Origin of the sequence: Staphylococcus hsinchuensis, from assembly GCF_038789205.1 — a bacterium.
GTDB classification, from domain to species: Bacteria; Bacillota; Bacilli; order Staphylococcales; family Staphylococcaceae; genus Staphylococcus; species Staphylococcus hsinchuensis.
The window spans coordinates 1597046-1623992 of sequence record NZ_CP128355.1; the positions used below are offsets into that span (position 1 = coordinate 1597046).

The 26947-nt window shown below is 32.4% G+C and carries 21 protein-coding genes; 16 read left to right on the forward strand and 5 right to left on the reverse strand.

All coding sequences use genetic code 11. The features are described from left to right. The first annotated feature begins 30 nt into the window (after positions 1-30). A complete protein-coding gene (locus tag QQM35_RS07940) occupies positions 31-1014 on the forward strand; it encodes a CAP-associated domain-containing protein (RefSeq protein WP_418128581.1) in 984 nt (327 codons plus the stop codon). Between the two features lie 199 nt (positions 1015-1213). On the opposite strand, the gene lexA is transcribed toward QQM35_RS07940, so the two are convergent. Next, positions 1214-1837, reverse strand: coding sequence for a transcriptional repressor LexA (gene lexA / locus QQM35_RS07945; protein WP_251516746.1), 624 nt, complete (start codon positions 1835-1837; stop codon positions 1214-1216). Positions 1838-1978: 141 nt separating this feature from the next. Here lexA and sosA point away from each other — a divergent pair, with 141 nt between their 5' ends. The 3 genes from sosA (at position 1979) to tkt (ending at position 4640) form a co-directional block, all read left to right on the forward strand. Continuing rightward, complete coding sequence (sosA, locus tag QQM35_RS07950; protein WP_251516748.1) at positions 1979-2212, forward strand: DNA damage-induced cell division inhibitor SosA; 234 nt, start codon at positions 1979-1981, stop codon at positions 2210-2212. Between the two features lie 113 nt (positions 2213-2325). Continuing rightward, positions 2326-2559 (forward strand): DUF896 domain-containing protein, encoded by a 234-nt coding sequence (locus tag QQM35_RS07955; protein ID WP_251516750.1) that lies wholly within the window; start codon positions 2326-2328, stop codon positions 2557-2559. Positions 2560-2651: 92 nt separating this feature from the next. Then, positions 2652-4640: a transketolase gene (gene tkt, locus QQM35_RS07960; RefSeq protein ID WP_251943000.1), complete on the forward strand. Its 1989-nt coding sequence runs from the start codon at positions 2652-2654 to the stop codon at positions 4638-4640. 320 nt (positions 4641-4960) lie between these two features. On the opposite strand, the gene QQM35_RS07965 is transcribed toward tkt, so the two are convergent. Next, the gene (locus QQM35_RS07965) at positions 4961-5200 is read right to left on the reverse strand and encodes a YneF family protein (RefSeq protein WP_251516754.1); all 240 of its coding nucleotides are present in this window, start codon (positions 5198-5200) and stop codon (positions 4961-4963) included. A gap of 339 nt (positions 5201-5539) precedes the next feature. Between QQM35_RS07965 and QQM35_RS07970 the strand changes: the two genes are divergently transcribed. The 5 genes from QQM35_RS07970 (at position 5540) to sbcC (ending at position 11271) form a co-directional block, all read left to right on the forward strand. Continuing rightward, positions 5540-5890 carry a hypothetical protein gene (locus tag QQM35_RS07970; protein WP_342610311.1) on the forward strand — a complete coding sequence of 117 codons (351 nt, stop codon included), beginning with the start codon at positions 5540-5542 and terminating at the stop codon, positions 5888-5890. 184 nt (positions 5891-6074) lie between these two features. Next, the gene (locus tag QQM35_RS07975) at positions 6075-6260 is read left to right on the forward strand and encodes a hypothetical protein (protein WP_251516758.1); all 186 of its coding nucleotides are present in this window, start codon (positions 6075-6077) and stop codon (positions 6258-6260) included. A 239-nt stretch (positions 6261-6499) separates the two neighbouring features. Then, the gene (locus QQM35_RS07980; RefSeq protein ID WP_251516760.1) at positions 6500-6967 is read left to right on the forward strand and encodes a CcdC family protein; all 468 of its coding nucleotides are present in this window, start codon (positions 6500-6502) and stop codon (positions 6965-6967) included. Between the two features lie 143 nt (positions 6968-7110). Beyond that, complete coding sequence (gene sbcD / locus QQM35_RS07985) at positions 7111-8241, forward strand: exonuclease subunit SbcD (protein ID WP_251516762.1); 1131 nt, start codon at positions 7111-7113, stop codon at positions 8239-8241. Beyond that, entirely contained in the window at positions 8242-11271 is a 3030-nt protein-coding gene (gene sbcC / locus QQM35_RS07990; RefSeq protein ID WP_342610312.1) for an exonuclease subunit SbcC, read from the forward strand. It abuts the gene before it with no gap. A gap of 200 nt (positions 11272-11471) precedes the next feature. Here the strand turns inward: sbcC and mscL are convergent, their stop codons facing one another. After that, positions 11472-11831, reverse strand: coding sequence for a large conductance mechanosensitive channel protein MscL (gene mscL / locus QQM35_RS07995; RefSeq protein WP_251516766.1), 360 nt, complete (start codon positions 11829-11831; stop codon positions 11472-11474). 210 nt (positions 11832-12041) lie between these two features. Between mscL and QQM35_RS08000 the strand changes: the two genes are divergently transcribed. From QQM35_RS08000 to menI, 3 genes are all read left to right on the forward strand, one after another. After that, positions 12042-13697 carry a glycine betaine uptake BCCT transporter gene (locus QQM35_RS08000; RefSeq protein ID WP_251516768.1) on the forward strand — a complete coding sequence of 552 codons (1656 nt, stop codon included), beginning with the start codon at positions 12042-12044 and terminating at the stop codon, positions 13695-13697. A 355-nt stretch (positions 13698-14052) separates the two neighbouring features. After that, positions 14053-16758: an aconitate hydratase AcnA gene (gene acnA, locus QQM35_RS08005; RefSeq protein WP_251942994.1), complete on the forward strand. Its 2706-nt coding sequence runs from the start codon at positions 14053-14055 to the stop codon at positions 16756-16758. 149 nt (positions 16759-16907) lie between these two features. Beyond that, the gene (menI, locus tag QQM35_RS08010) at positions 16908-17360 is read left to right on the forward strand and encodes a 1,4-dihydroxy-2-naphthoyl-CoA hydrolase MenI (RefSeq protein ID WP_251519025.1); all 453 of its coding nucleotides are present in this window, start codon (positions 16908-16910) and stop codon (positions 17358-17360) included. Positions 17361-17450: 90 nt separating this feature from the next. Here menI and QQM35_RS08015 read toward each other — a convergent pair whose 3' ends face one another. Next, positions 17451-17747 carry a HesB/YadR/YfhF family protein gene (locus tag QQM35_RS08015; protein ID WP_251516772.1) on the reverse strand — a complete coding sequence of 99 codons (297 nt, stop codon included), beginning with the start codon at positions 17745-17747 and terminating at the stop codon, positions 17451-17453. Between the two features lie 404 nt (positions 17748-18151). Continuing rightward, positions 18152-18760 carry a glycerol-3-phosphate 1-O-acyltransferase PlsY gene (gene plsY / locus QQM35_RS08020; protein WP_251516774.1) on the reverse strand — a complete coding sequence of 203 codons (609 nt, stop codon included), beginning with the start codon at positions 18758-18760 and terminating at the stop codon, positions 18152-18154. A 198-nt stretch (positions 18761-18958) separates the two neighbouring features. Between plsY and parE the strand changes: the two genes are divergently transcribed. From parE to QQM35_RS08040, 4 genes are all read left to right on the forward strand, one after another. Further along, complete coding sequence (gene parE / locus QQM35_RS08025) at positions 18959-20953, forward strand: DNA topoisomerase IV subunit B (RefSeq protein WP_251519027.1); 1995 nt, start codon at positions 18959-18961, stop codon at positions 20951-20953. Continuing rightward, a complete protein-coding gene (gene parC / locus QQM35_RS08030; RefSeq protein ID WP_342610313.1) occupies positions 20950-23352 on the forward strand; it encodes a DNA topoisomerase IV subunit A in 2403 nt (800 codons plus the stop codon). The genes parE and parC overlap by 4 nt, the downstream gene beginning before the upstream one ends. Before the next feature lie 241 nt (positions 23353-23593). Continuing rightward, the gene (locus QQM35_RS08035) at positions 23594-25036 is read left to right on the forward strand and encodes an alanine/glycine:cation symporter family protein (RefSeq protein ID WP_251516778.1); all 1443 of its coding nucleotides are present in this window, start codon (positions 23594-23596) and stop codon (positions 25034-25036) included. Between the two features lie 393 nt (positions 25037-25429). Continuing rightward, on the forward strand, positions 25430-26656 hold the full coding sequence (locus tag QQM35_RS08040) for an AI-2E family transporter (RefSeq protein WP_251943931.1): 1227 nt from the start codon (positions 25430-25432) through the stop codon (positions 26654-26656). The last annotated feature ends 291 nt before the right edge of the window (positions 26657-26947 follow it).

The following is a 26947-nucleotide window of genomic DNA, read 5'->3' on the forward strand; positions in this document are numbered from 1 at the left end:
ATTAAAAAGTTTGTATTATATGTAGTCGCATTGTTACTCATTGTGTTAATTATACCTATAAAGGAACCTAAACCAATTCAATCATTTGAACAACAAGTGAAGTCTCATGTGGCAAGTTGGACATCAGATACGTCAGAACCTCAAAAGACTTTAAAAGTACCTGAAAAACAAGCATTTGCTTTTAACAATATTCAAATGCATATGTCGAAAAGTAAAGTAGAACGTAATTTAGGTAAAGCTAAACGCGTAACGTCAAATGAATATGGTACAAATTGGTATACTTACTATAACGATAATTATCGTTCATTTGTGATGGTAAGTTATATAGATAATAAAGTTAACGCTTTATATAGTAATCAGAATGTCATCTCTTCTAAATCAAAGATTAAGTATGGTACACCGAAAGACAAAGTGAGAAATAGGTTAGGTCAACCGATAGATGCCAAGAGAAAAGGTTTCGTAAGATATGAAATAAAAGATAAAGAATATGATACATTCCATGATAATAAAATTTATACAACTGCATTTTATGATGAACATAATGACAATAATTTAACGGCGATGCTCCAAGTGAGTGATCAAATGGAAAATCGTTTACAACAACAATATGGTGCACCTTCAGATAATTTAGCTAAAAGCTTTGAATTACAGAACTTTGATCTCGTAAATGCGGAAAGAGTACAACATGGTATTTCGACATTAGATTATAGTTCAGGCATATCTGATACTGCGAGAAAACACAGTGAAGATATGGCAGAGCATCAATATTTTGCTCATGATAATCAATCAGGAGAATCTCCATTTGACCGAATGGAAGCGGATGGCCATGAGTTTAATACGGCTGGAGAAAATTTAGCATATGGCCAAACAAGTAGTATATTTGCTCATCAAGGCTTAATGAACTCATTAGGACATAGGAAAAATATCTTAAATCGTAAGTTTAAAACATTAGGGGTAGGCAGTGACTTTAATGATGAGCGTCAGCCATATTGGACTGAAGATTATACCGGTTAATGTTTAAATGAAAATTTGAATGGGTATCATTTCTTTTGTGAGGATGAGAAAGATATGTCTACAAACAAAGAAGAAAAAACAGAAGATATATTAGAAAAAGTAAAAGAAGTTTTAGAAATTAAAGATGAAAAATAAGAGGTTGAGCATAACGCTCAACCTCTTTGTTTTTTGAGAGTGTCTTTATATCTTATTTGCAGTATTACATTTCTCTAAAGAGACCTACTACTTTTCCTAATACTGTCACTTGTTCTAAATAAATTGGTTCCATCGTTGAATTCTCAGGTTGTAAACGATAGCGTGTTTTTTCTTTGTAGAAACGTTTAACTGTCGCTTCATTTTCTTCTGTCATAGCCACTATGATATCACCATTTTCAGCGATTGTTTGACTTCTAACGATTACTCTATCTCCATCTAAAATTCCAGCTTCTATCATACTATCACCTATGACATTTAATATAAAAATATCACTGTTATGTGTTGATGTGAAGTGTTCTGGTAACGGGAAGTATTCTTCAACATTTTCTACTGCAGTGATTGGAATACCGGCAGTGACTTTACCAATAACAGGAACATGAATTGTTTCTTCCATGTTGATTGGTTCGCCTAACTGTTCGCTTACTATTTCTATCGCACGAGGTTTCGTCGGGTCTCTCTTAATGTATCCTTTTTCTTCAAGTCGAGATAGATGGCCATGTACAGTTGAGCTTGATGCTAATCCGACTGCTTCTCCAATTTCACGCACACTTGGTGGATAACCTTTTAATTGTACAGTTTGCTTAATAAAATCAAAAATTTCAGTTTGACGTTTAGTTAATTCTTTCATAATAGGCACTCCCTAATTTAATTTGTCTTCATTATAGCATGCTTAAACACCTTTTACAAACGTTTGTTCGTTTTGGTGTTGACTTAGAACATTCGTTCTGGTATATTAAAAATACAAACAAACGTTCTAGGAGTGAGTTAAATGTTTTCTATATATAAAGAAGAAATTATGAATTATTTAGTTGTAATGATAGTAACTATGGTCATTTTTAGTATATTTATCTTAAATGCATACCATAATGCAAATACAGAACATCCGTACGAATTAGAAGATCATCAAGTGTCTAAACAAGATTCATTGCAACATCAATTATCGATAGATGAGAAGAAAGAAACCGAACATGATCATCATTCTATGATGTTAGCTGTGAATTAAAACTTTTCTAAGTCAATTTGATTATTAAGGATTGGGGAGATAGTGAGCGAAACTATTTAGTTTCGTTCACTTTTTTGTTATATTTTTTATATTATGAAAGACGGAGGTTAACAATGGGTAACAAAGATCAAGTAGATATTAAACGAATAAATGAATTAGCAAAAAAGAAAAAAGAAACTGGATTAACAGAAACTGAAGCCAAAGAACAATCTAAATTAAGAAAGGCATATTTAGATTCTTTTAGAAAAAGTTTCAAACAACAAATTGAAAATACCCGCGTTATTGACCCAGAAGGGAATGACGTTACTCCTGACAAAGTTAAGAGAAAATTAGATTCAAAAAAATAGATAGCATTTTAACATAAACATTATTTTGTTAAAGATAAGATCAATCGTGTATAATGATTATGAAATTTGCAAGTAGAAAGGAAGTAATATAGATGAATAGAGAGAAAGATCAATTAGCGATTGATACAATAAGAGCTTTGAGTATCGATGCAGTTGAACAAGCGAATTCAGGGCATCCTGGACTTCCGATGGGCGCAGCTCCTATGGCATATACATTATGGACACGCCATTTAAACTTTAATCCACAATCTAAAGATTTCTTTAATAGAGATCGTTTTGTGTTATCAGCTGGGCATGGATCGGCTTTACTTTACAGTTTATTGCATGTTTCAGGAAGCTTAGAACTTGAAGAGCTTAAACAATTTAGACAATGGGGTTCTAAAACACCTGGACATCCTGAATATAAGCATACAGACGGTGTAGAAGTTACAACGGGTCCACTTGGACAAGGTTTCGCTATGTCTGTTGGTATGGCAATGGCTGAAAAACATTTAGCAGGTAAATTTAATAAAGAAGATGCAAATGTTGTAGATCATTATACTTATGTACTTGCTTCTGATGGGGATTTAATGGAAGGTATTTCTCATGAAGCTGCTTCATTAGCAGGTCATAGTCAGCTAGACAAATTAATTGTGCTATATGATTCAAATGATATTTCTTTAGATGGCGACTTAGATAAAGCATTTTCTGAAGATATTAAAGGTCGTTTTGAAGCATATGGTTGGGAACACATTTTAGTTGAAGATGGTAACGATATTGATGCGATAGATCAGGCGATTGAAAAAGCTAAAAAACAAAATGCACCAACAATGATTGAAATAAAAACAGTTATCGGCTTTGGTGCTCCTAACAAACAAGGTACACATGGGGTACATGGTGCACCTTTAGGTGAAGACGAAAGAAAATTAGCACTCGAACAATATGGTTTAGACCCTGAACAACGTTTTAATGTTCCAGATGAGGTTTATGAAATATTCCAGCAAACAATGTTAAAACGTGCTAATGAACAAGAAGATGATTGGGATAAACTTGTAGAACAATACAGTAAACAATATCCAGAACTTGCAGAAGAATTCAAATTAGCTATTAGTGGTAAATTACCTCAAAACTACAAAGATGAATTACCAGAATTTGAAGCAGGTCATAGTGGTGCTTCTCGTGCTGATTCAGGTGAAGTTATTCAAGCTTTAAGTAAATCAGTTCCATCATTCTTCGGTGGCTCAGCAGATTTAGCAGGTTCAAATAAATCTAACGTAAAAGAAGCAACTGACTTTGATAAAGATACACCAGAAGGTAAAAATATTTGGTTTGGTGTTCGTGAATTTGCGATGGGCGCAGCAGTAAATGGAATGGCTGCTCACGGTGGTTTACATCCTTATGCGGCTACATTCTTTGTTTTCAGTGACTATTTAAAACCTGCGCTTCGTTTATCATCAATTATGGGATTAAATTCAACATTTATCTTTACTCATGATTCAATTGCAGTGGGTGAAGATGGTCCAACTCATGAACCTATTGAACAATTAGCAGGTTTACGAGCAATTCCAAATATGAATGTTATCCGTCCAGCAGATGGTAATGAAACACGTGTTGCTTGGGAAGTTGCTCTCGAATCTGAAGGCACTCCGACATCTCTTGTCTTAACTAGACAAAATCTTACAACGATGGACTTATCTAAAGAAACAGTTGAAGAAGGTGTAAGAAAGGGCGCTTACACAGTATTTGAATCAAAACAAGAACCTGAATTCTTATTATTAGCGACAGGATCTGAAGTTAATTTAGCGATTGAAGCAGCTAAAGATCTTGAAGCTCAAGGAAAAGGTGTACGTGTTGTATCAATGCCAAACTGGCACGCATTTGATCAACAATCAGATGAATATAAAGAATCAGTCATTCCTTCTTCAATCACTAAACGTGTTGCAATTGAAATGGCATCACCATTAGGTTGGCATAAATACGTTGGAACAGAAGGTAAAGTGATTGGTATCGATGGATTTGGTGCAAGTGCTCCAGGCAATTTAGTCGTAGAAAAATACGGCTTTACTAAAGAAAATGTATTAAACCAAATTCAAACATTTTAATTAATATAAAATAAAACTTTAAATTAAGTTGAAAAACGGTCTGATATTTACTATCGGATCGTTTTTTTATACACAAATATTGGATAAATTTATATAATGTAATTAATAGAAAATATGTCACTAACAGAAAAGAGACAAAAGAAGTGACGAAAATACAAAAGTTAAAACTACAAACATTTTTCAATAATTTTATAAGTGCTATCAGTATTGTAATGATAATATACATTATATTTTTCATGTAGCTAAATAAATTTTTACTAAGGCAAAAAAATGGGATTGAGCGAACTTTTTTAAGTTCACTCAATCCCTTTATTCATAGACTATTTAGCCTTTTTAAATTGTGCATCTTGGTTTTTATTCATCATTGTCATCATTTGGTTGATTTTCTTTTGTGATGGTTTTTGACCCATTTGCATCATCATCATACGTAACATTTCTTCGTTAATTGGTGGGTTCTTTTTAAGATAATCCATCATGTATTTTCTAGCAAGGAAAAATCCACCGACCAATCCTAAAATAAGTGCTAAAACGATGATAATTATAGCGATCCATACTGGCATTGTTTCACCCACTTTCCTATCGATATGAATTTTACTAAAAGTTATACCTTTTTTCAAGGGTTAAACCAATCATATATACTGACCCCAAGTATTATATCAAGTTTAATTTCACTTTGTAAATAAATGAATTAGAACTCGACATTTAAAACTATAAATGGCCTAATGTATATTCATGAATAGAATTAAATATCTCTCGTAAATAAATTTAATTAATCATTAATTGAGTGTAAAATTAATCAGAATAATACAACTTATATAAATTTATTACATTTAGTTGACTATAATATTACAGAATGTTACATTTAGATTACAAAATAAGTGAAAGGGGAAACATGTTACATGTTTAAGAAAAATTTTGGTTTAATTGGAGCTAGTTTAGTTGCAGGAGCGATGTTACTTATTAATCAACCAGCACAAGCATCTACACAAGGTGAAAATGAATTACAAAATGATGCGTTACAACGTGTAGAAACAGAATTCCATTTAGACGGGAACGTAGATGTATTAGGTAAAGGTATGGTAGATAAAGGTGATTATTACTCAATTTCATTAGCTAATTCAGCTGGCGCTGGTGGTATGTATGAAATTAAAATTATGAAAAATACTGGTAAAGTTTATTATGGTGATAATACACATGCAACATATGAAAGTGCAGGCTATTTAGATTTAAGTAAATACGATTTAGACTAGTGTGAAATAAAGTCCTTTTATAAAGATAAAAAAGTTATAAAATGTTGAGATTAATTTGCTGAAATAAGACTCGTCGTGGTTTAAAATCACGGCGAGCTTTTTTAATTTTAAATATTCAGAATAATTATTTTAAATCGGAGTATATATTTGATATAATAATTAACCATAAAGGAGGTAGTAATAAGTGAAAGACGCTTATACCATGCATGATAAAGAAGTTTTAGATCGTCTTGCAAACATGCATATTAATTTTTCTAATGAAGCCTCATTCAAGAAATATCATCAAGCCATGCAAATACATGACATGGATTATTTAAGAGACTTATTAAATGATGTATGCAATTCTAACGATGTAACGCAAACAATGTAAATATATAATAAAATCAATTTAGCCGAAATTTTATTTTGAGATTAAACCTTTCACAGTTCCTAGAAATTAGGTAGCTATGAAAGGTTTTCTTTTTAAATTAATCTATGAAAAATTTTAATTATATTAGAGTGAATTTGTGAGTAAATAGTGAAATAAAGTAAGTAGGTACTGACCTAAAAAGTGTAAAGTGATATACTAACAAAGTGATTTAACATATAGAAATTTAAAGAAGGTGTAGCATGCTCTATTTAGTCTTTTCGATTGTCTTTGCTTTTTTAATGGGGATTGGTGTCGTAATCATTCGTATGAAAGCACAGAAATTTCCAGTCAATGAAAAGAAAATTATTTTACCACCATTTTTTATGGCCACAGGTGCATTAATGTATGTAATTCCGTATTTTAGATTAACAGGTTTAGAAATTTTAGAATGTATTATCTTAGGATTTTTATTTTCTATTGTACTTATTTGGACTTCAAGATTTGAAACAGACGGTACAGAAATTTATATGAAACGCTCTAAAGCTTTTCCAATTATTTTAATTTCTTTATTAGTAATTCGAACTGTTATTAAAATCTTTGTCAGTAACCAAATTGAACCTGGCGAAGTTGCAGGTATGTTTTTCTTATTAGCATTTTGTATGATTGTACCTTGGAGATTAGCCATGCTTTATAAATTTAAAAAAGTAAAGAAATCATTAGTTAAATAATAAACAGCAGATGTAATGATGTATCTACCAGCCTTAAATGGCTGGTAGTTTTTTTGTTTAAACTCGATATAGTACTTGTAACGAGTAAGAAAATGTTATAAAATGAAATTAATACGAACAAACGTTCTATAAGAGGTGAAAAGATGAAGGTTATTCATACAGGTGATTGGCACTTAGGTAAGATACTTAATGGTAAATCTTTATTAGAAGACCAAGCGTATATTTTAGATCAATTTATAAATTCTATGCACAATGAGCAACCTGACGTAATTGTTATTGCGGGGGATTTGTACGACACGAGTTATCCAAATAAAGAAGCTATACAGTTGCTTGAAAAAACAATAAACAAATTAAATTTAGAAATGCATATTCCTTTAATCATTATTAGTGGTAATCATGATGGTAAAGAACGACTAGATTATGGTTCACGTTGGTTTGAAAGATCACAATTTTATATTCGTACGCGACTAGAAGATATGAATAAGCCTATCTCTATAAATGGTATTGATTTTTATACAATGCCATTTGCAACAATAAACGAAATTCAGGATTACTTTAGTGATGATTCGATAACAACACATCAACAAGCAGTAAGTAAATGCCTGAAATACATACAACAATCAATTAATAACGAAAATATTAATATATTAATTGGACATTTAACAGTGCAAGGCGGCATTAGGTCTGAATCAGAAAGACCTTTAACGATTGGCACTGTGGAATCCGTTGAAGAGGACACTTTTAACATGTTTGATAAAGTCATGTTAGGTCATTTACATCATCCATTTAGTATTAATTCTGATTTTATTAATTATAGTGGTTCTTTACTTCAATATTCTTTTTCAGAAGTTAACCAAGCGAAAGGTTATCGACGTGTTGAAATAGAGGAACATCAAATCAAAGATCAGTTTATACCATTAAAACCTAGGAGAGAACTGGAAGTTGTAGAAGGTGATTATGAAGATGCTATACATGAGCGACTTGCTATAAAAAATAAAGAAAATTATTTGCATTTTAAGTTAAAGCATATGTCTCATGTGACTGATCCAATGATGCACTTAAAGCAAATTTATAAAAATACTTTAGCATTAACAAACCAATCATTCGAATTTAATACTTCTATTTATCAATCAGATGAAGAAATTCAAAAGTTTGAAGACGAAACGATTATTAAAAAGTTTTATGAAGAAATAACGGATGAAACGTTAACGTCTGCTCAAAACGATAAATTAAACTATATATTAAATGACTTTCTTAATGGAGGTGACGCGTAAATGAAACCATTAGTTGTTAAATTAAAAAACTTTGGCCCTTTTTTAAATGAAACGATAGACTTTCGACAGTTACAAGAAAATCATTTGTTTTTAATTAGTGGAAAGACTGGATCAGGGAAAACAATGATTTTCGATGCTATTGTGTTTGCATTATTTGGTGAGGCCTCAACTAAAGATAGAAAAGAAGGAGAATTACGCAGTCATTTCGCAGATGGTAAATCACCAATGATAGTAGAATTCGAGTTTAAGATTAGAAATCAACAATTTAAAATCATTCGCCAAGATGCTTTCCATAAAGAAGGAAATAAAAGCCCAACATTAGGTCAATTATCAATTTATGAATTGGTGGATAATCAATATAAATTGATAGAAAGCAAAATTAGTAGTGGAAAACGCTATCTAATTGATTTGTTAGGTGTTAACGTTGAACAATTTCGTCAGTTATTTATTTTGCCTCAAGGTGAATTCAAGAGATTTTTACTTTCTAAAAGTTCAGAGAAACAAGAGATATTAAGAACGTTATTTAATAGTCAACGATTCGTAGATATTCAAAATAAATTATCTGAGGACATTAATGAAGTAAAGTCCCATATCGAACAACAATATCAATTATTAGAATCAAATTGGCAAGAAATCAATACTTTTGATAATGAAATACTGAATGCGCATAAACAAATCACAGCTAGACAGACACAAAAAATACTAGAATTATTACCAGAATATACTGAAATAGGTCACTCAATTAAGAACGAATTAAAACAACAAAAAGACTTTCAAAGTAAAATGCTTAAAGATGCTGAAATTAAATTAGAAAAAAATTTAAAGTTAGAAGAGGCATTTAAAAATTTAAAAACTAAAAATGAAGAGTACGAAAAACTAATAACTGAAGAATCAGAGATAAAGACAAAAGAAAAATTAGTTAAAGAACTTAACGAAGTAAGACCTATTGCAACACTTGTTGATACCCAGCAAAAGTTATTAGACAAAACTGCAAAGACAACAACTGAATTAGAAGAAAAGCAAAATATTGTTATTGATATTTCGAAACAACTAGAAACGCATTCAATAGAATTAAATCAATATAAGACAAATAATGAGGAAATTGAGAAAAAAAGAGAATTTTTAAATCAGTGCAAATTATTTTATGAAAATGCTCAAAAATATCAAACATCATATCATAGCTTAAAACAATTAACTGAAACATATGATGAAATGGCGAATAAGTATCAGCAACAGCAAAATAAATTGAATGAGCAAAAAAATAAATTGAATAATAGGAAAGCAGATTATTCGAAAATTGAAAGTTTAAATGAAGAGATTTATAAATTGACTAGCCATATTAATGAATTAAAACAAATAGATAAAAGAAAAGAAGAACATCAACAATTAGCAGAAGAAACAATACAAATTGAAGAAAAATTAGAACAAAGTTTAAATGAAATCCAATTTTTAAAAGATAAATATGCATCAATTGATAAATCTAATATTGATTTAAATAATAAACAAGAAATTATAGCCAATATACAATCTGCTATAGAAGTAGGTGAGCAATGTCCTATTTGTGGTCATGAAGTAACAGAAGTTGAACAACATGTTGATTTTGAAGACATATCGAAAAGACATCAAGAGATTGCAGAATTAGAAAATTTATTAAATCAACAACAAAATAAAAAAATTCAATACGAGAGTGAATTACGTATAAAAAGGGAGCAACTATCAAAGTTCGAAACAGATATCAAAACAGACACAAAAACTGATGACTTAGAAAATCAACTTCAAAATAAAGAAAATGAGAAACGGCAGTTAAATGAAGAAAATAAACAAGTCGAGCAACTCAAAGAGCATTTACAACAACTTAATCAAGCTGAACATGATTCACAATTGAAATTAAAAAATATCGATCATGAAATCAAACAAAACGAAATTACTATACAAGATTTTGAAAAAACAACACAATACCAAGACGTAACGTTATTTGTACAAAATTATAAGCACGAGTTGAAAACTGTACAAGACTATGACACGTCCTTATCTGAACTAGAGCGCACTGTGCAAAATTTAACTAACAAATTATCAATTGAACAGAACAATGTTCATTTTCTAAGTCAAAACGTTTCTGAAACAAAAGCAGAATTAAAACAAATGGATAACCAAATCAATTCAGAGATGAAAAAAATTGGCTTTGATTCTATTGATCAGATAAAAATCGTAATGGAACGTTTACCTGAAAAAGATAAATTGGAACGCACAATTGAACAATATAAGAAGAATAGACAGACGCTTGAAATAGAAATTGAGCAATTGAAAAAACAAACAGAAAATGAACAATTAGAAGATATTACTCAACTAAAATCACAACTACAAGAACAGCAACAATCATATGAACAAATTGCCTCACAACTCAGCCAACATGAATATAAAGTAGAATTTAATGAGACAAAAATAAAAATTATTAAACAAATGGTGGAAAAGTTAGAAGAAGATTTAAAAGAACAACAAGAGATATTCCAATTGTCAGAAGTATTATCAGGAAAGAATCCACAAAAGCTAACTTTAGAAAATTACGTTTTAATTCATTATTTACAACGTATACTTATTCAAGCTAATAAACGTTTAGATATAATGTCAGGACAAAGATATCAGTTAGTTAGACGTCAACAAGTTTCTCAAGGTTACAGTGGGTTAGAAATTGATGTTTTTGATAATCATTCAAATCGTTCACGTCATATTACTTCATTATCAGGCGGTGAAACTTTCCAAGCTTCTTTAGCTTTAGCGCTTGGGCTAAGTGAAGTCGTCCAAGAGGAATCGGGAGGTATATCTCTTGATTCAATGTTTGTTGACGAAGGATTCGGTACTTTAGATCAAGAAACACTAGAGACAGCTTTAGATACATTAGTTGGTTTAAAATCAACAGGTAGAATGGTTGGCATCATATCTCATGTGAGCGAATTAAAACAACGTATCCCATTGATTTTAGAAGTAGAAACAAAGCAATATCATAGTACAACGCGTTTCAAAATGCAGTGATTTAATAATATTCCTTTATATAAAATAAAGAGAGTCTGAGACAAAAATAGGTGTCTCAGACTCTTTTCAACTTGGCAGTAGATATCTGAATTGAAAATACGCTTAGATCAAGCTTTTTTCAATCCTAGACATCATTATTGGGGTGGGACTACGAAATCTCTATTAGAAAATTCGATTTCTGTGCCACTCCCGCTTTACCTCTAATTATTTTTCTCTCGTAATAAGTCACGAATTTCAGTTAACAACACTGTATTTTCGTCAATTTCTTCAGTTTCTTCTTCTTTTTTCATAATGGTACTAGCAATTTTTACGAAGATGAATAATGCAAAAGCAATAATGATAAAATCGATAATAGATTGCACAAACATCCCATATTTAATGCCCATAAATGACCAGCTTTTAGCAAAATTAACTGTACCAAATATTAATCCGATTAAAGGCATGATGATATATGTAACTAAAGCTGTCACTATTTTATTAAAGGCAGCCCCCATAACAACCGCAATTGCTAATTCTAATACATTACCTTTAAATGCAAACTCTTTGAATTCTTTAAACATACACTGATCCTTTCTTAACTAAAAAATATAAAATTGATTATACAACATATGAAATATTAAGAAAATAGTTTTTTTACCTAAATTTGATTATAATACTTCGGTTTGTTATTCTAATTAATGGTTAATCGAAAGTAGAATTGTTTAGTGTTTGCAATTTTTCTGCTTAGATTTTAAAAAATTTCATATGAATAAGAAAGGGAGTAATTAATTATGAATTCTTCTGATAAACAAGTAAGCGGTAAGAAGATATCTCCTGTTTTTATCTATAGTGCAATCGTTGTTGCGATTGTTGTTTTGATTGGTGCTTTTTTACCAACTCAATTCGACACAGTTACTAACAAGATTAAGCTATGGATTACTACTAACCTTGGATGGTATTACTTAATTCTTACTACGTTTATTGTATTCTTCTGTATTTTCCTAATCTTTAGCCCAATTGGAAAGCTGAAACTCGGTAAACCGAACGACAAGCCAGAGTTTAACACGATTTCATGGTTTGCAATGTTATTCAGTGCAGGTATGGGAATTGGACTTGTATTCTATGGCGCTGCAGAACCAATGTCAGACTTCGCAGCACCTCCAAGTGCAGATCCTAAAACTAAAGCGGCGTACACTGAAGCTTTACGTTCAACTTTCTTCCATTGGGGATTCCATGCATGGGCAATTTATGGTGTAGTAGCATTAGCACTTGCTTATGCACAATTTAGAAAGGGAGAACCAGGACTGATTTCAAGAACATTACGCCCTATTTTAGGTAATAAAGTAGAAGGTCCAATAGGGACAATCATTGATGTTTTAGCAGTATTTGCTACAGTCGTAGGTGTAGCCGTATCACTAGGTATGGGTGCATTACAAATCAATGGTGGACTAAACTACTTATTTGATATCCCAAACAATGTATGGGTACAAGCCATCATTATTTTAATTGTTACAATTTTATTCTTAATGAGTGCTTGGTCTGGTTTAAGTAAAGGTATTCAATATTTAAGTAACTTGAATATCAGCTTAGGTGCCATTTTAATGATTGCGGTATTAATTATCGGCCCTACAGTATTAATCTTAAACATGATGACAAGCTCAACAGGTAGTCTATTAAATTCATTTTTATTAAATACATTTGATACTGCCGCACAAAACCCTCAGAAACAAAAATGGATGTCTAGTTGGACATTATACTACTGGGGTTGGTGGTTAAGCTGGAGCCCATTCGTTGGTATTTTCATCGCACGTGTATCAAAAGGACGTTCAATTCGTGAGTTTATCGCAGGTGTTCTTTTAGTTCCAGCTCTCGTAAGTTTCATTTGGTTCAGTGTGTTTGGTGTACTTGGTATTGAATCAGGTAAAAAACACCCTAAATTATTTGAAATGACACCAGAAACTCAATTATTCGGGGTATTCCATCATTTACCTTTAGGCATGATTTTATCAATTATTGCCTTACTATTAATTGGTTCATTCTTTATTACTTCAGCCGATTCAGCTACGTTCGTATTAGGAATGCAAACAAGTTACGGATCATTAGAACCATCTAATGTTGTCAAAGTAACTTGGGGTATTGCTCAATCACTTATCGCATTCGTATTATTATTAGCTGGTGGCGGAGATGGTACTAAAGCATTAAACGCTATACAAAGTGCTGCGATTATCAGTGCCTTGCCGTTCTCCTTTGTAGTAATAATGATGATGATATCATTCTATAAAGATGCGAACCAAGAACGTAAATTCTTAGGCTTAACACTAACGCCGAATAAACATCGTTTACAAGATTACGTTCAACATCAACAAGATGATTATGAAGATGATATTATTGAAAGACGTAGTTCATTAAGAAATGCAGAAAAATACGAAGAACACTCAGAAAAATAATAACTTAATGAGACTGGGAAGATCCTAGATTCTAATAGAGAAATCCTAGAAGATTACTTTAATCTTCTAGGATTTTTTTATACCAATACTTAAAATAATCAAAAATCAAAATGTAAAAGTTCAGTTTCAAAGAAATTAAAGCAGCATCATTTATTATTTAACTGAAAATGATTATCAATTAATAATAATAACTTATTACACACATGATTAGTGATAAGTTTTTGTTATATGTACCTATTTAAAATTCAAATACAAAAATACATAGTTTCTTAGGTAATTCAGTTGTTTTAAACGTTATATAATTATACAATTTAGGTAACAACTTTATATTTTAAAAATTTTCAGGGGGAATATTATGGCTTCTAATATTAAGCAACAAGCTAAAAAGTCGTTCGACCTTAATGGTAAATCGTATACTTACTATGATTTAAAAACTTTAGAAGAACAAGGTTTGACTAAAATTTCTAAATTGCCATATTCAATCAGAGTTCTTTTAGAATCTGTGTTAAGACAAGAAGATGGCTTTGTAATTACTGATGAACATATTAAATCATTATCTAACTTTGCTGAGGGTTCTAAGGGCGAAGTACCATTCAAACCTTCACGAGTTATTTTACAAGACTTCACTGGTGTTCCAGCCGTAGTTGATTTAGCTTCATTACGTAAAGCTATGAACGACGTAGGTGGGGACTTAAACAAAATCAACCCAGAAGTACCAGTTGACTTAGTTATCGACCACTCTGTACAAGTTGATAGTTACGCAAACCCAGATGCATTAGAACGTAACATGAAATTAGAATTCGAAAGAAACTATGAACGTTACCAATTCTTAAACTGGGCTACAAAAGCATTTAATAACTATAGCGCTGTACCACCTGCAACAGGTATCGTACACCAAGTTAACTTAGAGTATTTAGCAAATGTTGTTCACGCACGTGAAGACGAAGGTGAAACAGTTGCTTTCCCAGATACACTTGTAGGTACTGACTCTCATACAACTATGATTAACGGTCTTGGTGTATTAGGTTGGGGTGTCGGCGGTATCGAAGCCGAAGCAGGTATGCTTGGACAACCTTCATATTTCCCAATTCCAGAAGTTATTGGTGTAAGATTAACTAACGCATTACCACAAGGTTCTACAGCTACTGACTTAGCATTACGCGTAACTCAAGAATTACGTAAAAAAGGCGTAGTTGGTAAATTTGTTGAATTCTTCGGTCCTGGTGTACAACACTTACCATTAGCTGACCGTGCAACAATTGCTAACATGGCTCCAGAATATGGTGCTACTTGTGGTTTCTTCCCAGTTGATGAAGAAGCATTAAAATATATGCGTTTAACAGGTCGTTCTGATGAACAAATCGATCTTGTAAAAACATACTTAACTGAAAATGATATGTTCTTTACTGTAGATAATGACGAACCAGAATATACTGACGTTGTTGATTTAGATTTATCTACTGTAGAAGCTTCATTATCAGGTCCAAAACGTCCACAAGATTTAATCTTCTTAAGTGATATGAAAGAAGAATTCGAAAAATCAGTTACAGCTCCAGCTGGTAACCAAGGACATGGATTAACAGAAGAAGAATTTGATAAAACTGCAGAAATCAAATTCAATGACGGTCATACTTCAACAATGAAAACAGGTGACATTGCGATTGCCGCAATTACGTCATGTACTAATACATCTAACCCATATGTAATGTTAGGTGCAGGATTAGTAGCGAAAAAAGCTGTAGAAAAAGGCTTAGAAGTACCTGATTTCGTAAAAACATCACTAGCACCTGGTTCAAAAGTTGTTACAGGTTACCTAAGAGATTCAGGTTTACAAACTTATTTAGATCAACTTGGATTTAACTTAGTTGGTTACGGTTGTACAACTTGTATCGGTAACTCAGGTCCATTGATGGAAGAAATTGAAAAAGCAATTGCTGACGAAGACTTACTTGTTACTTCAGTATTATCTGGTAACCGTAACTTCGAAGGTCGTATCCATCCATTAGTAAAAGCGAACTACTTAGCATCACCGCAATTAGTAGTAGCGTATGCTTTAGCGGGAACTGTAGATATCGACTTACAAAACGAACCATTAGGTAAAGGTAAAGACGGCGAAGATGTTTACCTTAAAGATATCTGGCCATCAATTAAAGAAGTTGCAGATACAGTTGATAATGCAGTTACACCACAATTATTCAAAGAAGAATATGAAACTGTATACAACAACAACGAAATGTGGAATGAAATCGATGTTACTGATCGTCCACTTTACGACTTTGATCCTGAATCTACTTACATCCAAAACCCAACATTCTTCCAAGATATGTCTAAAGAACCTGGCACTATCGAACCATTAAATGGTTTACGTGTAATGGGTAAATTCGGTGATTCAGTGACAACTGACCATATTTCTCCAGCAGGTGCGATTGGTAAAGATACACCAGCAGGTAAATATTTATTAGATCACAATGTACCTATTCGTCAGTTCAACTCTTATGGTTCACGTCGTGGTAACCATGAAGTAATGGTACGTGGTACATTTGCTAATATTCGTATTAAGAACCAATTAGCTCCAGGTACAGAAGGTGGATTTACTACTTACTGGCCAACTGGTGAACAAATGCCTATCTACGATGCAGCTATGAAATATAAAGAAGATGGCACTGGTTTAGTAGTACTAGCTGGTAACGATTACGGTATGGGTTCTTCTCGTGACTGGGCAGCTAAAGGTACAAACTTATTAGGTGTTAAAACAGTTATCGCTCAAAGTTATGAAAGAATTCACCGTTCAAACTTAGTTATGATGGGTGTATTACCATTACAATTTAAAGATGGCGAATCAGCAGATAGCTTAGGCCTTGACGGTACAGAAGAAATCTCAGTAGAAATTACTGAAGATGTGAAACCACATGACTTAATTAAAGTCCAAGCTAAGAAAGATAGTGGTGAAGTTGTAGAATTCGAAGCTATTGCTCGTTTCGATTCAAACGTTGAATTAGATTACTATCGTCACGGTGGTATCTTACAACTTGTTCTAAGAAAGAAATTAGCTAACTCATAAGATATATTTTGAAATTATATCTATAAATAAGGCTAGGGCAAACATTGTCCTAGCCTTTATTTTATTATGTGAGCGATAAAGTTTCTGTATTTTTCACGTTGTATGTTAATATTGCTAATAGCAAAGATGTTTGAAAAGAGGAATAAATGATGATTTACAGTATTACAGAAATTGAATCTCGTTATCAGGAAACGGATCAAATGGGGTTTATTTATCATGGTAACTATCCTACTTGGTTTGAAGTAGCTAGAACAGACTATATTTATAAATTAGGATTTAGTTATAAAGACATGGAAGATAGTGGCATTATTTCACCAGTAACAGATTTAGATATTAAGTATATTAAATCCATTACATATCCTGAAAAGGTCAAAATAAAAACATGGGTAGAAAAATATTCTCGTTTGAGATCCTGCTATCGCTATGAAATATATAATGAAGCAGGGGAGCTTGCTACAACAGGTTCAACGACGCTTACATGTATTAAGAAAAGTGATTTTAAACCTATTCGACTAGATAAATATTTCCCTGAATGGCATGAGAAATACCAGGAAATTGAAAAAAGAAACAAAGCAGGGGAAACTTACGAAGTAACAAAATAACTGTAAAATGAGGAGCTGGATAGAATCTTAAAAATTTAAGATTCTATCCAGCTCCTCTTTATATGATCAATTATATTTTCTTAAGATTTATTATTTAGTGCTATACGCAATTTCATCAATGGAATCATTTACATCTATATAAAGGTGATTGTCCTCGAAGTACCATAAGTCTTTCTCAGCAATAGCAATGTTAAACCCATTAAATTCATTCTCAAAACCAATTTCAATGTCTTCTCTTTTATCTACAGTGAATGCTGGGCTGAATCCTTGTTTTAACTGGAATTCGCCACCGTATCTTACGTAAAATAACAACACTTTACCTTCTTCTGGCAATTCTAATTCATCTTTGAACCATTTTACTGCTTCATCTGATAATTCTATATTCATGACGTTATACAGTCTCCTTTCGCTATAGTAGCGTAATATTTTTGAACACTTACTATATGAAATACATTATTTATATCCATACCCGTTATGAACTATTTTAACATTAAAATTGTGCACTTTTATAATAAGTCAATTCAACTTGATTATTAATAATAAAATAAATTTATCTTGTTTTTATAAAAGTAAAAGGCGTATAATTGATGTAAAGGAAAAGTTATAAAATAATTTTTGTATTATTAAGTGGTAAGTATTGAACTTAGATTGGTTAATAGTAACTTATTGGTTTTATGCCTGACCTTTAATTTATTTCTTATAGAGTACAAAAAAGCTGGAACAAATATATGTTCCAGCCATAATTAGATGCGTGCTCAATGCACTTTCTCTGTTAATATCTTTAAATTTATTTACATCCATTTGATCTTAGGCTCTTCACCTTTAAAGATTCTAACGATGTTTGTACGATGGCGTATGATTAATAACAATCCAACGCCAAAGCTAACGAGTACTAGAATATAGTCTCGAATTAATAATGCGCCAATGACACAGCAAATCGTTGCGGTAATACTAGATAGTGAAACGTATTTTGTTAAATATAGAATAATAAAGAATATACCTACAAGTATTAATAATAATATTGGATTAACACCGAATATTACGCCTGCACTTGTTGCAACTGCTTTACCACCTTTAAATCCTAAATATATAGGATAAACATGTCCCGCAATAGCGAATACACCAACAATAAGTCCGTTTGTAAAGAATGAACTAACTGGGCCATCTGCGTGTATAGGGAACCATAAAGGGAAGAATACTACAATAAAACCTTTAAACATATCTAGGAAAGTCACTAAAAATCCTGCCGGTTTACCTAGTACTCTGAAACTATTCGTTGCACCTGTATTTTTGCTCCCCAATTGTCTAATATCTTTTTTGTAAAATAATTTACCTACAACAAAGCCACTTGGAAAAGCACCAACGAGGTAACTGAGTATTAACATGACTGCAATCATCATATTTAATCACACATCCTTTAATGACATTAAATTCATTTTATCACATTTGAACGACGATATACGAATAAATTTCTCACATTTTATAGTTTAACTTAAATATTAATTTGATGCTTGCATTTTAGTAAGTTTTATATAAAAATAACTATTGTATGGTTTTAAAAACGAACGTACGTTTGTAGGAGGGCGAAACGATTGACAATGAATAAACAAAATAATTATTCGGATGATTCGATTCAAGTGCTTGAGGGGCTTGAAGCAGTTAGAAAACGACCAGGAATGTACATTGGATCTACCGATAAACGTGGTTTACATCACTTAGTGTATGAAATTGTCGATAATTCCGTCGATGAAGTATTAAATGGTTTCGGAAATGAAATTACAGTTAGTATTAATAAAGATGAAAGTATTACTATTGAAGATAATGGCCGTGGTATGCCAACGGGAATTCATGCTTCAGGAAAGCCAACTGTAGAAGTCATTTTCACTGTGCTTCATGCAGGTGGGAAATTCGGACAAGGTGGCTATAAAACATCAGGTGGATTGCATGGTGTAGGTGCTTCTGTAGTAAACGCATTAAGTTCATGGTTAGAAGTAGAAATCCATAGAGATGGTTATAAATATAGTCAACAATTTAAAAATGGAGGCGTACCTGCCTCAGGCTTAATTAAACAAGGAAAAACAAAACGTACCGGAACGAATGTAACATTTAAACCGGATGATGAAATTTTTAAAACTGCATCTGAATTTAATTATGAAACGTTAAGTGAGCGCTTACAAGAATCAGCGTTTTTATTAAAGGATTTAAAAATTGTCTTACAAGATCACAGATCTGGGAAAGAGCGTAAAGATGTATTCCACTATGAAGATGGCATTAAAGCCTTCGTTGGTTATGTCAATGAAGGTAAAGAGGTTCTTCATGATGTTGCGAATTTTGTGGGGGAAGCAAACGGTATTGAAGTAGATGTTGCATTCCAATACAACGATCAATATTCTGAAAGTATTTTAAGTTTCGTAAATAATGTTCGAACAAAAGATGGTGGAACACATGAGTCAGGTTTTAAAACGGCTATGACACGTGTGTTTAATGATTATGCGCGACGCATTAATGAATTAAAAGAGAAAGATAAGAATTTAGATGGTAGCGACATTAGGGAAGGTTTAACAGCAATTATCTCTATTCGTGTTCCAGAGGAATTACTTCAATTTGAAGGACAAACGAAATCTAAATTAGGAACTTCAGAGGCAAGAAGTGCTGTAGATTCAGTCGTTGCTGAAAAATTACCTTATTACCTCGAAGAGAAAGGCCAGCTATCCAAATCACTCGTTAAAAAGGCAGTAAAAGCACAACAAGCGAGAGAAGCTGCACGTAAAGCACGTGAAGATGCTCGTTCAGGTAAGAAAAATAAACGTAAAGATACGTTATTATCTGGTAAGCTAACACCAGCGCAAAGTAAAAATACGGAGAAAAAAGAACTGTATTTAGTCGAAGGGGATTCAGCAGGTGGTTCTGCCAAATTAGGTAGAGATCGTAAATATCAAGCAATATTACCGTTACGTGGTAAAGTTATCAATACTGAAAAGGCTAAACTTGATGATATTTTCAAAAATGAAGAAATCAATACAATTATTCATACAATTGGTGCCGGTGTAGGACACGAATTTAAACTTGATGATAGTAATTATAATCGCATCATTATTATGACCGATGCTGATACGGATGGAGCTCACATCCAGGTATTACTTTTAACGTTCTTCTTTAAATATATGAAACCACTCGTTGAAGCCGGAAGAGTATTTATTGCGTTACCTCCTTTATACAAACTCGAAAAAGGTAAAGGTGCATCTAAAAAGATTGAATACGCATGGACAGATGAAGAACTAGAGAAATTACAAAAAGAACTTGGAAAAGGATTTTCATTACAACGTTACAAAGGTCTTGGTGAAATGAATGCAGACCAACTATGGGAAACAACGATGAATCCTGAAACTCGTACTTTAATAAGAGTCCAAGTTGAAGATGATTTGCGTTCATCTAAGCGTGTGACTACATTGATGGGTGATAAAGTTGCACCACGTCGTGAATGGATTGAACAACACGTTGAATTTGGTCTACAAGAAGATCAAAGTATTTTAGATAATCAAGCAGTGGAAATTTTAGAACAGGACAGTTCCGATGAGGAGGAAGTAAATTGAGTGAAATAATTCAAGATTTGTCGCTAGAGGATGTCATAGGCGACCGATTTGGTAGATATAGTAAATACATCATTCAAGAACGTGCACTACCTGATGTCCGTGATGGACTTAAACCTGTTCAACGACGCATTTTATACGCGATGTATTCAAGTGGGAATACGTATGATAAAGGTTTCCGAAAAAGTGCGAAATCTGTCGGTGATGTTATCGGACAGTATCACCCTCATGGTGACACATCTGTTTATGATGCAATGGTACGTCTTAGTCAAGACTGGAAACTACGTCATGTATTAATTGAAATGCAAGGTAACAATGGTAGTATTGATAACGATCCAGCTGCAGCGATGCGTTATACTGAAGCTAAATTAAGTAAAATTTCTGCTGAACTGCTAAGAGATATTAATAAAGATACTGTACCATTTATGCCTAACTATGATGATACGACAACTGAACCTATGGTATTACCTGCGAGACTACCTCAGTTATTAATTAATGGTAGTACAGGAATTTCTTCTGGGTATGCGACAGATATTCCACCACATAACTTAGCTGAAGTTATTCAAGCGACGTTAAAATATATTGATAACCCTGACATTACTGTTAATCAATTAATGAAATATGTGAAGGGACCAGACTTTCCAACTGGTGGTATTATTCAAGGTGTAAATGGAATTAAGAAAGCGTATGAAACTGGTAAAGGTAAGATTATCGTACGTTCTAAAGTTGATGTTGAAACATTACGAAATGGTAGAAAAGAATTAGTAGTGACTGAAGTTCCGTATGAAGTTAATAAAAGTTCCCTTGTTAAAAAGATTGATGAGCTCCGTGCGGATAAAAAAGTTGATGGCATTGTTGAAGTACGAGATGAAACCGATCGCACAGGGTTACGTATCGCTATTGAATTGAAAAAAGATGTAAATAGTGAATCCGTAGCAAATTACTTGTATAAAAATACTGATTTACAAGTAGCATATAACTTTAATATGGTTGCGATTAGTGACGGACGACCAAAATTAATGGGTATTCGTGAAATCATCGATAGTTATTTAAATCATCAAATTGATGTTGTTACAAGACGTACTCGTCATGAACTAGATCAAGCTGAGAGTAGAATGCACATCGTTGAAGGTTTAATGAAAGCTTTATCTGTACTTGACGAAGTGATTCACATTATTAGAAATTCAAAAAATAAACAAGATGCTAAAGTCAATTTAGTTGATGAATTTGATCTTACAGACGCACAAGCTGAAGCGATTGTAACGTTACAATTATACCGTTTAACAAATACGGATATTGTTCAACTAAGAGAAGAACATGATGAACTAAAGGCATTAATAGATAAACTTAGAAATATTTTAGATAATCATGACGCATTATTAAATGTTATCAAAGAAGAACTTTCTGATATTAGAAAGCGTTTTAAACAAGACAGACTTTCAACAATTGAAGCTGAAATTGAAGAAATTAAAATCGATAAAGAAGTTATGGTTCCTAGTGAAAACGTAATCGTGAGTATGACAAACCATGGTTATATTAAACGTACTTCTTTACGCAGTTACAATGCCAGTGGTGTTGAAGAGGTAGGTGTTAAATCTGGTGATGCATTGTTTAGACATGCGGAAGTGAACACACTAGATACTGTGTTAATATTTACGAATAAAGGACGTTATTTGTTTATTCCTGTGCATAAATTGGCTGAAGTAAAATGGAAAGAGTTAGGTCAACACGTTTCACAAATCGTTTCAATAGACGAGGACGAATACGTCATTGATATGCAGTTTGAACGTCAATTTGAGACAGATGCATATTATATCCTTGCGACACGTAATGGCATGATTAAGAAAAGCAATGTCTCAATGTTTAAAACATCACGTTTTAATAAACCACTTATTGCAATGAAATTAAAGCAAGGTGATGAATTGCTCAATGTAATGCGTATCGATTCATCACAATTGATTACAGTGCTCACGAACAAAGGTATGTCACTCACATATATGAGCGATGAATTGTCTGATACTGGATTAAGAGCGGCTGGTGTTAAATCTATTAATTTAAAGGATGGCGACCATGTAGTGATGACACAATTAGTAGAAGAGGGACAAACTATTTTAATGGCGACACAACGCGGTGCGCTGAAACGTATAAGTTTTAAAGTATTACAAGTCGCTAAACGTGCCCAACGTGGTATTACGTTATTGAAAGAGTTAAAGAAAGCGCCTCATAGAATTGTTGCGGCTGAAGTTGTTACTCCTGAGCATACGCAGTATACACTTTACTCTAAAGATCAACAAGAAACAGGCGAAATTAATAGCATTCATCTTTCTGAACAATACACGAATGGTAGCTTTGTTGTAGATATAAATGAATTTGGAGAAGTTGAACAATTAACCGTAAAATAGTTGCTTTTAAAAATTAATTAGTCAATACACTGATTTAGTGATAAAATATCATTTAAGTACATCTATATTTAAGAAATCAAGAGATTTATAGTGTGGAAATAAATTTAAATTCTGAACGTTTTAAATGACGGTAGATTTTTAATTTGTTTATATTGGGTATGTTATCTTAAGACGATTTACCTAATAGCTTTAAGTCTCTTGCTTATATAAAAATTTAAATGAAGAGATGAGAGGGATTTACTTGAAAGATTTTGATAGTTTAATTCCTGGTTGGTTCAAAGCATTTGTCCAAGTCGGGAATGATTTAATATGGTCGCAATACCTCATTGGTCTGTTATTAACAGCAGGGATATTTTTCACGATCAGCTCTAAATTTGTTCAAATTCGAACATTTCCAGAAATGTTCCGTGCTGTGGGTGAGAAACCGGAAACTTTAGACAATGGTAAGAAAGGTATTGCTCCATTCCAAGCGTTCGCAATCAGTGCAGCATCTCGTGTTGGTACCGGAAATATAGCCGGTGTTGCAACTGCAATTGTACTAGGTGGACCTGGGGCTGTATTTTGGATGTGGATTATTGCATTAATTGGTGCAGCCAGTGCTTTTATTGAAGCAACTTTAGCACAAGTGTATAAAGTACCTGACAAAGATGGTGGTTTCCGTGGAGGCCCTGCTTATTACATAACTAAAGGCTTAAATCAAAAATGGTTAGGTATTGTATTTGCGGTTTTAATTACTGTTACTTTCGCGTTTGTTTTTAATACGGTACAGTCTAATACAATTGCAGAGTCATTAAAGACACAATATCACGTTAGTCCTTTTATCACTGGTATTGTTTTAGCAGTATTTACTGCCATCATAATTTTTGGTGGTGTAAGAAGTATTGCTAAATTATCATCCGTAATCGTACCTGTTATGGCACTTTTATATATTTTAATCGTTGTCGTTATTTTATTATTAAATTTTGACCAAATTATTCCTATGATTTTAACTATTATTAAGAGCGCATTTGGTCTAGAACAAGTAACAGGTGGTACGATTGGTGCTACTATATTACAAGGGGTAAAACGTGGTTTATTCTCAAATGAAGCTGGTATGGGTTCTGCACCTAATGCAGCAGCAACTGCAGCAGTGCCACACCCTGTAAAACAAGGTTTAATTCAATCTTTAGGTGTATTCTTTGATACTATGCTTGTTTGTACATCAACAGCGATTATGATTTTACTATATTCTGGATTGAAGTTCGGTGAAAAAGCACCACAAGGTGTAGCCGTTACGCAATCAGCTTTAAATGAGCATTTAGGTAGTGGCGGTGGTATTTTCTTAACCGTTGCAATTACATTATTTGCGTTTTCATCTGTAGTTGGTAATTATTATTACGGACAATCAAATATTGAATTCTTGTCTGGTAATAAAGTAATCCTATTCATTTTCAGATGTCTAGTTGTAGTATTAGTATTTATTGGTGCAGTCGTTAAAACTGAAGTTGTTTGGAGTACTGCAGACTTATTTATGGGTCTAATGGCTATAGTGAACTTAGTCGCAATTATAGGTCTATCCAATATTGCATTTGCTGTGATGAAAGATTACAACAAACAACGTAAAGCAGGTAGAAAGCCTGTCTTTAGACCAGAAAATTTAGAAATAAATTTATTTGGTATTGAAAGTTGGGGCATGAAAAAATAATAAAGTTTAATTGGCGGGATTTAGAAATCTATGGCTTTATATAGATTTCTATCCCGCTTTTTTTATAATATTTTGACCATTTAGCTTAATTATATAGAAATGACAAAAATGAAATCGTTAATGAGTATGACTAAGGCGTTTATGCCCACGTAGTTTGTTTAAGGTTTTATAATAGAACTTTTAAATATAACCTTTACAGTGTATAATACTTACAATAGTCAGTTTAGATTTATATACGAATGTGTATTAATAAATATGTTAAATAATAAGCATATTGATGTTAGGACATTTGAAATTTGTGATATGTGCACCATTTTCGGAGCCTAAAATTAAATTACTTTTGTCCTTGCTTTGACGTAATAGTAAGAATTTATTTAAGGATTGGTGAATTTGATGACAACTGAACACGAAACAAAGCAAGATCAACAAGGTAAAAAAGGAAAATTACCTTTGAGTTTTCCAGAAACCCGCTTTATGAAGTTTCTAGGAGGTAAAGATATAATATTTGGTTTAATAATCCTTATATTGCTAGGTGTTGCGATATTTATTTTTGACCAAGTATCTTATATCTTTAAACCTTTCATCATTGTCTTTAATACGATAGCTGCACCTATTGTCGTTTCTCTCATTTTATATTATTTATTTAACCCGTTAGTGAACTTGATGGAACGATATAACATTGCAAGAGTGTGGGGCGTAACGATTTTATTCTTATTAATTATAGGGGTCATTACGCTAGCCGTTAATTTACTTATCCCTTTAATTAGTACACAGTTGAAGAGTTTTGGTAATAATTTCCCTACATACGTTGATAAAATAAATGATTTTATTGATAGTGTGACTAAAAACTCTGTTATTTCAAATTTTTATGGTCAAATTCAAGATCAGTTAGATACGTTAGCTAAGAAGATACCATCTATGATTTCAAGTTACTTTAATGATTTTGGTTCTAAAGTTAAAGTCTTTGCGGAAGCATTAGTTAACATCGGTGTTGTGATCGTTACCACACCATTTGTGTTATTCTTTATGTTAAAAGATGGGCATCGTTTTAAAGAATTTTCTACAAATATGATACCTCCAAAATTCCGAAAAGATTATCACGATTTATTAGATAAAATGAGTGAACAAGTTGGTTCTTATATCCAAGGTCAAATTATCGTTTCATTTTGTATAGGTATTCTTTTATTTATTGGATATAGTATTATCGGTTTAGATTATTCATTAATTTTAGCGTGTATTGCAGCAGTGACAAGCGTTGTACCTTATCTTGGTCCCACAATTGCCATTTCACCTGCAATCATTATTGCCTTAATCACTTCACCTATAATGTTGCTTAAATTAGTTGTGGTTTGGACTTTGGTACAATTTGTGGAAGGACACTTTATTTCACCAAATGTAATGGGGAAAACTTTAAAAATTCATCCTTTAACAATTATATTTATCTTATTAAGCGCAGGAAATATATTAGGTGTTGTAGGCGTGATTTTAGGTATCCCTGGTTATGCTATATTAAAAGTACTTGTATCACATTTATTCTTATTATATAAACGTAGATATAATAAATATTATGGTAATGATGCGGGCGAATATGAAATTAAAGATGAAGAAGTTATTCGTTAAATGCTTATAATAAAACAGCTGTCAGTGAAACCTTAGTTGAGTTCATTGGCAGCCTTTTTAATTTGGAGTTAAAAATAAGAGGTGGGAATTAAATAGCTAAGTGATTTCTACACTGATTAGCACTATTTTCCCGACCTCTTTGCTTAGGAGTATTAATTAATATAAGGTTGTAACTAATTAAAGGAGAAGTGATTAGTTACTTAATAAACTAACGTAAACTTTTTAAATATCATTGACTTAAAGAGTTGAACTTAAATACGCATGTAATTAAGTTACTCAACTAATATAACA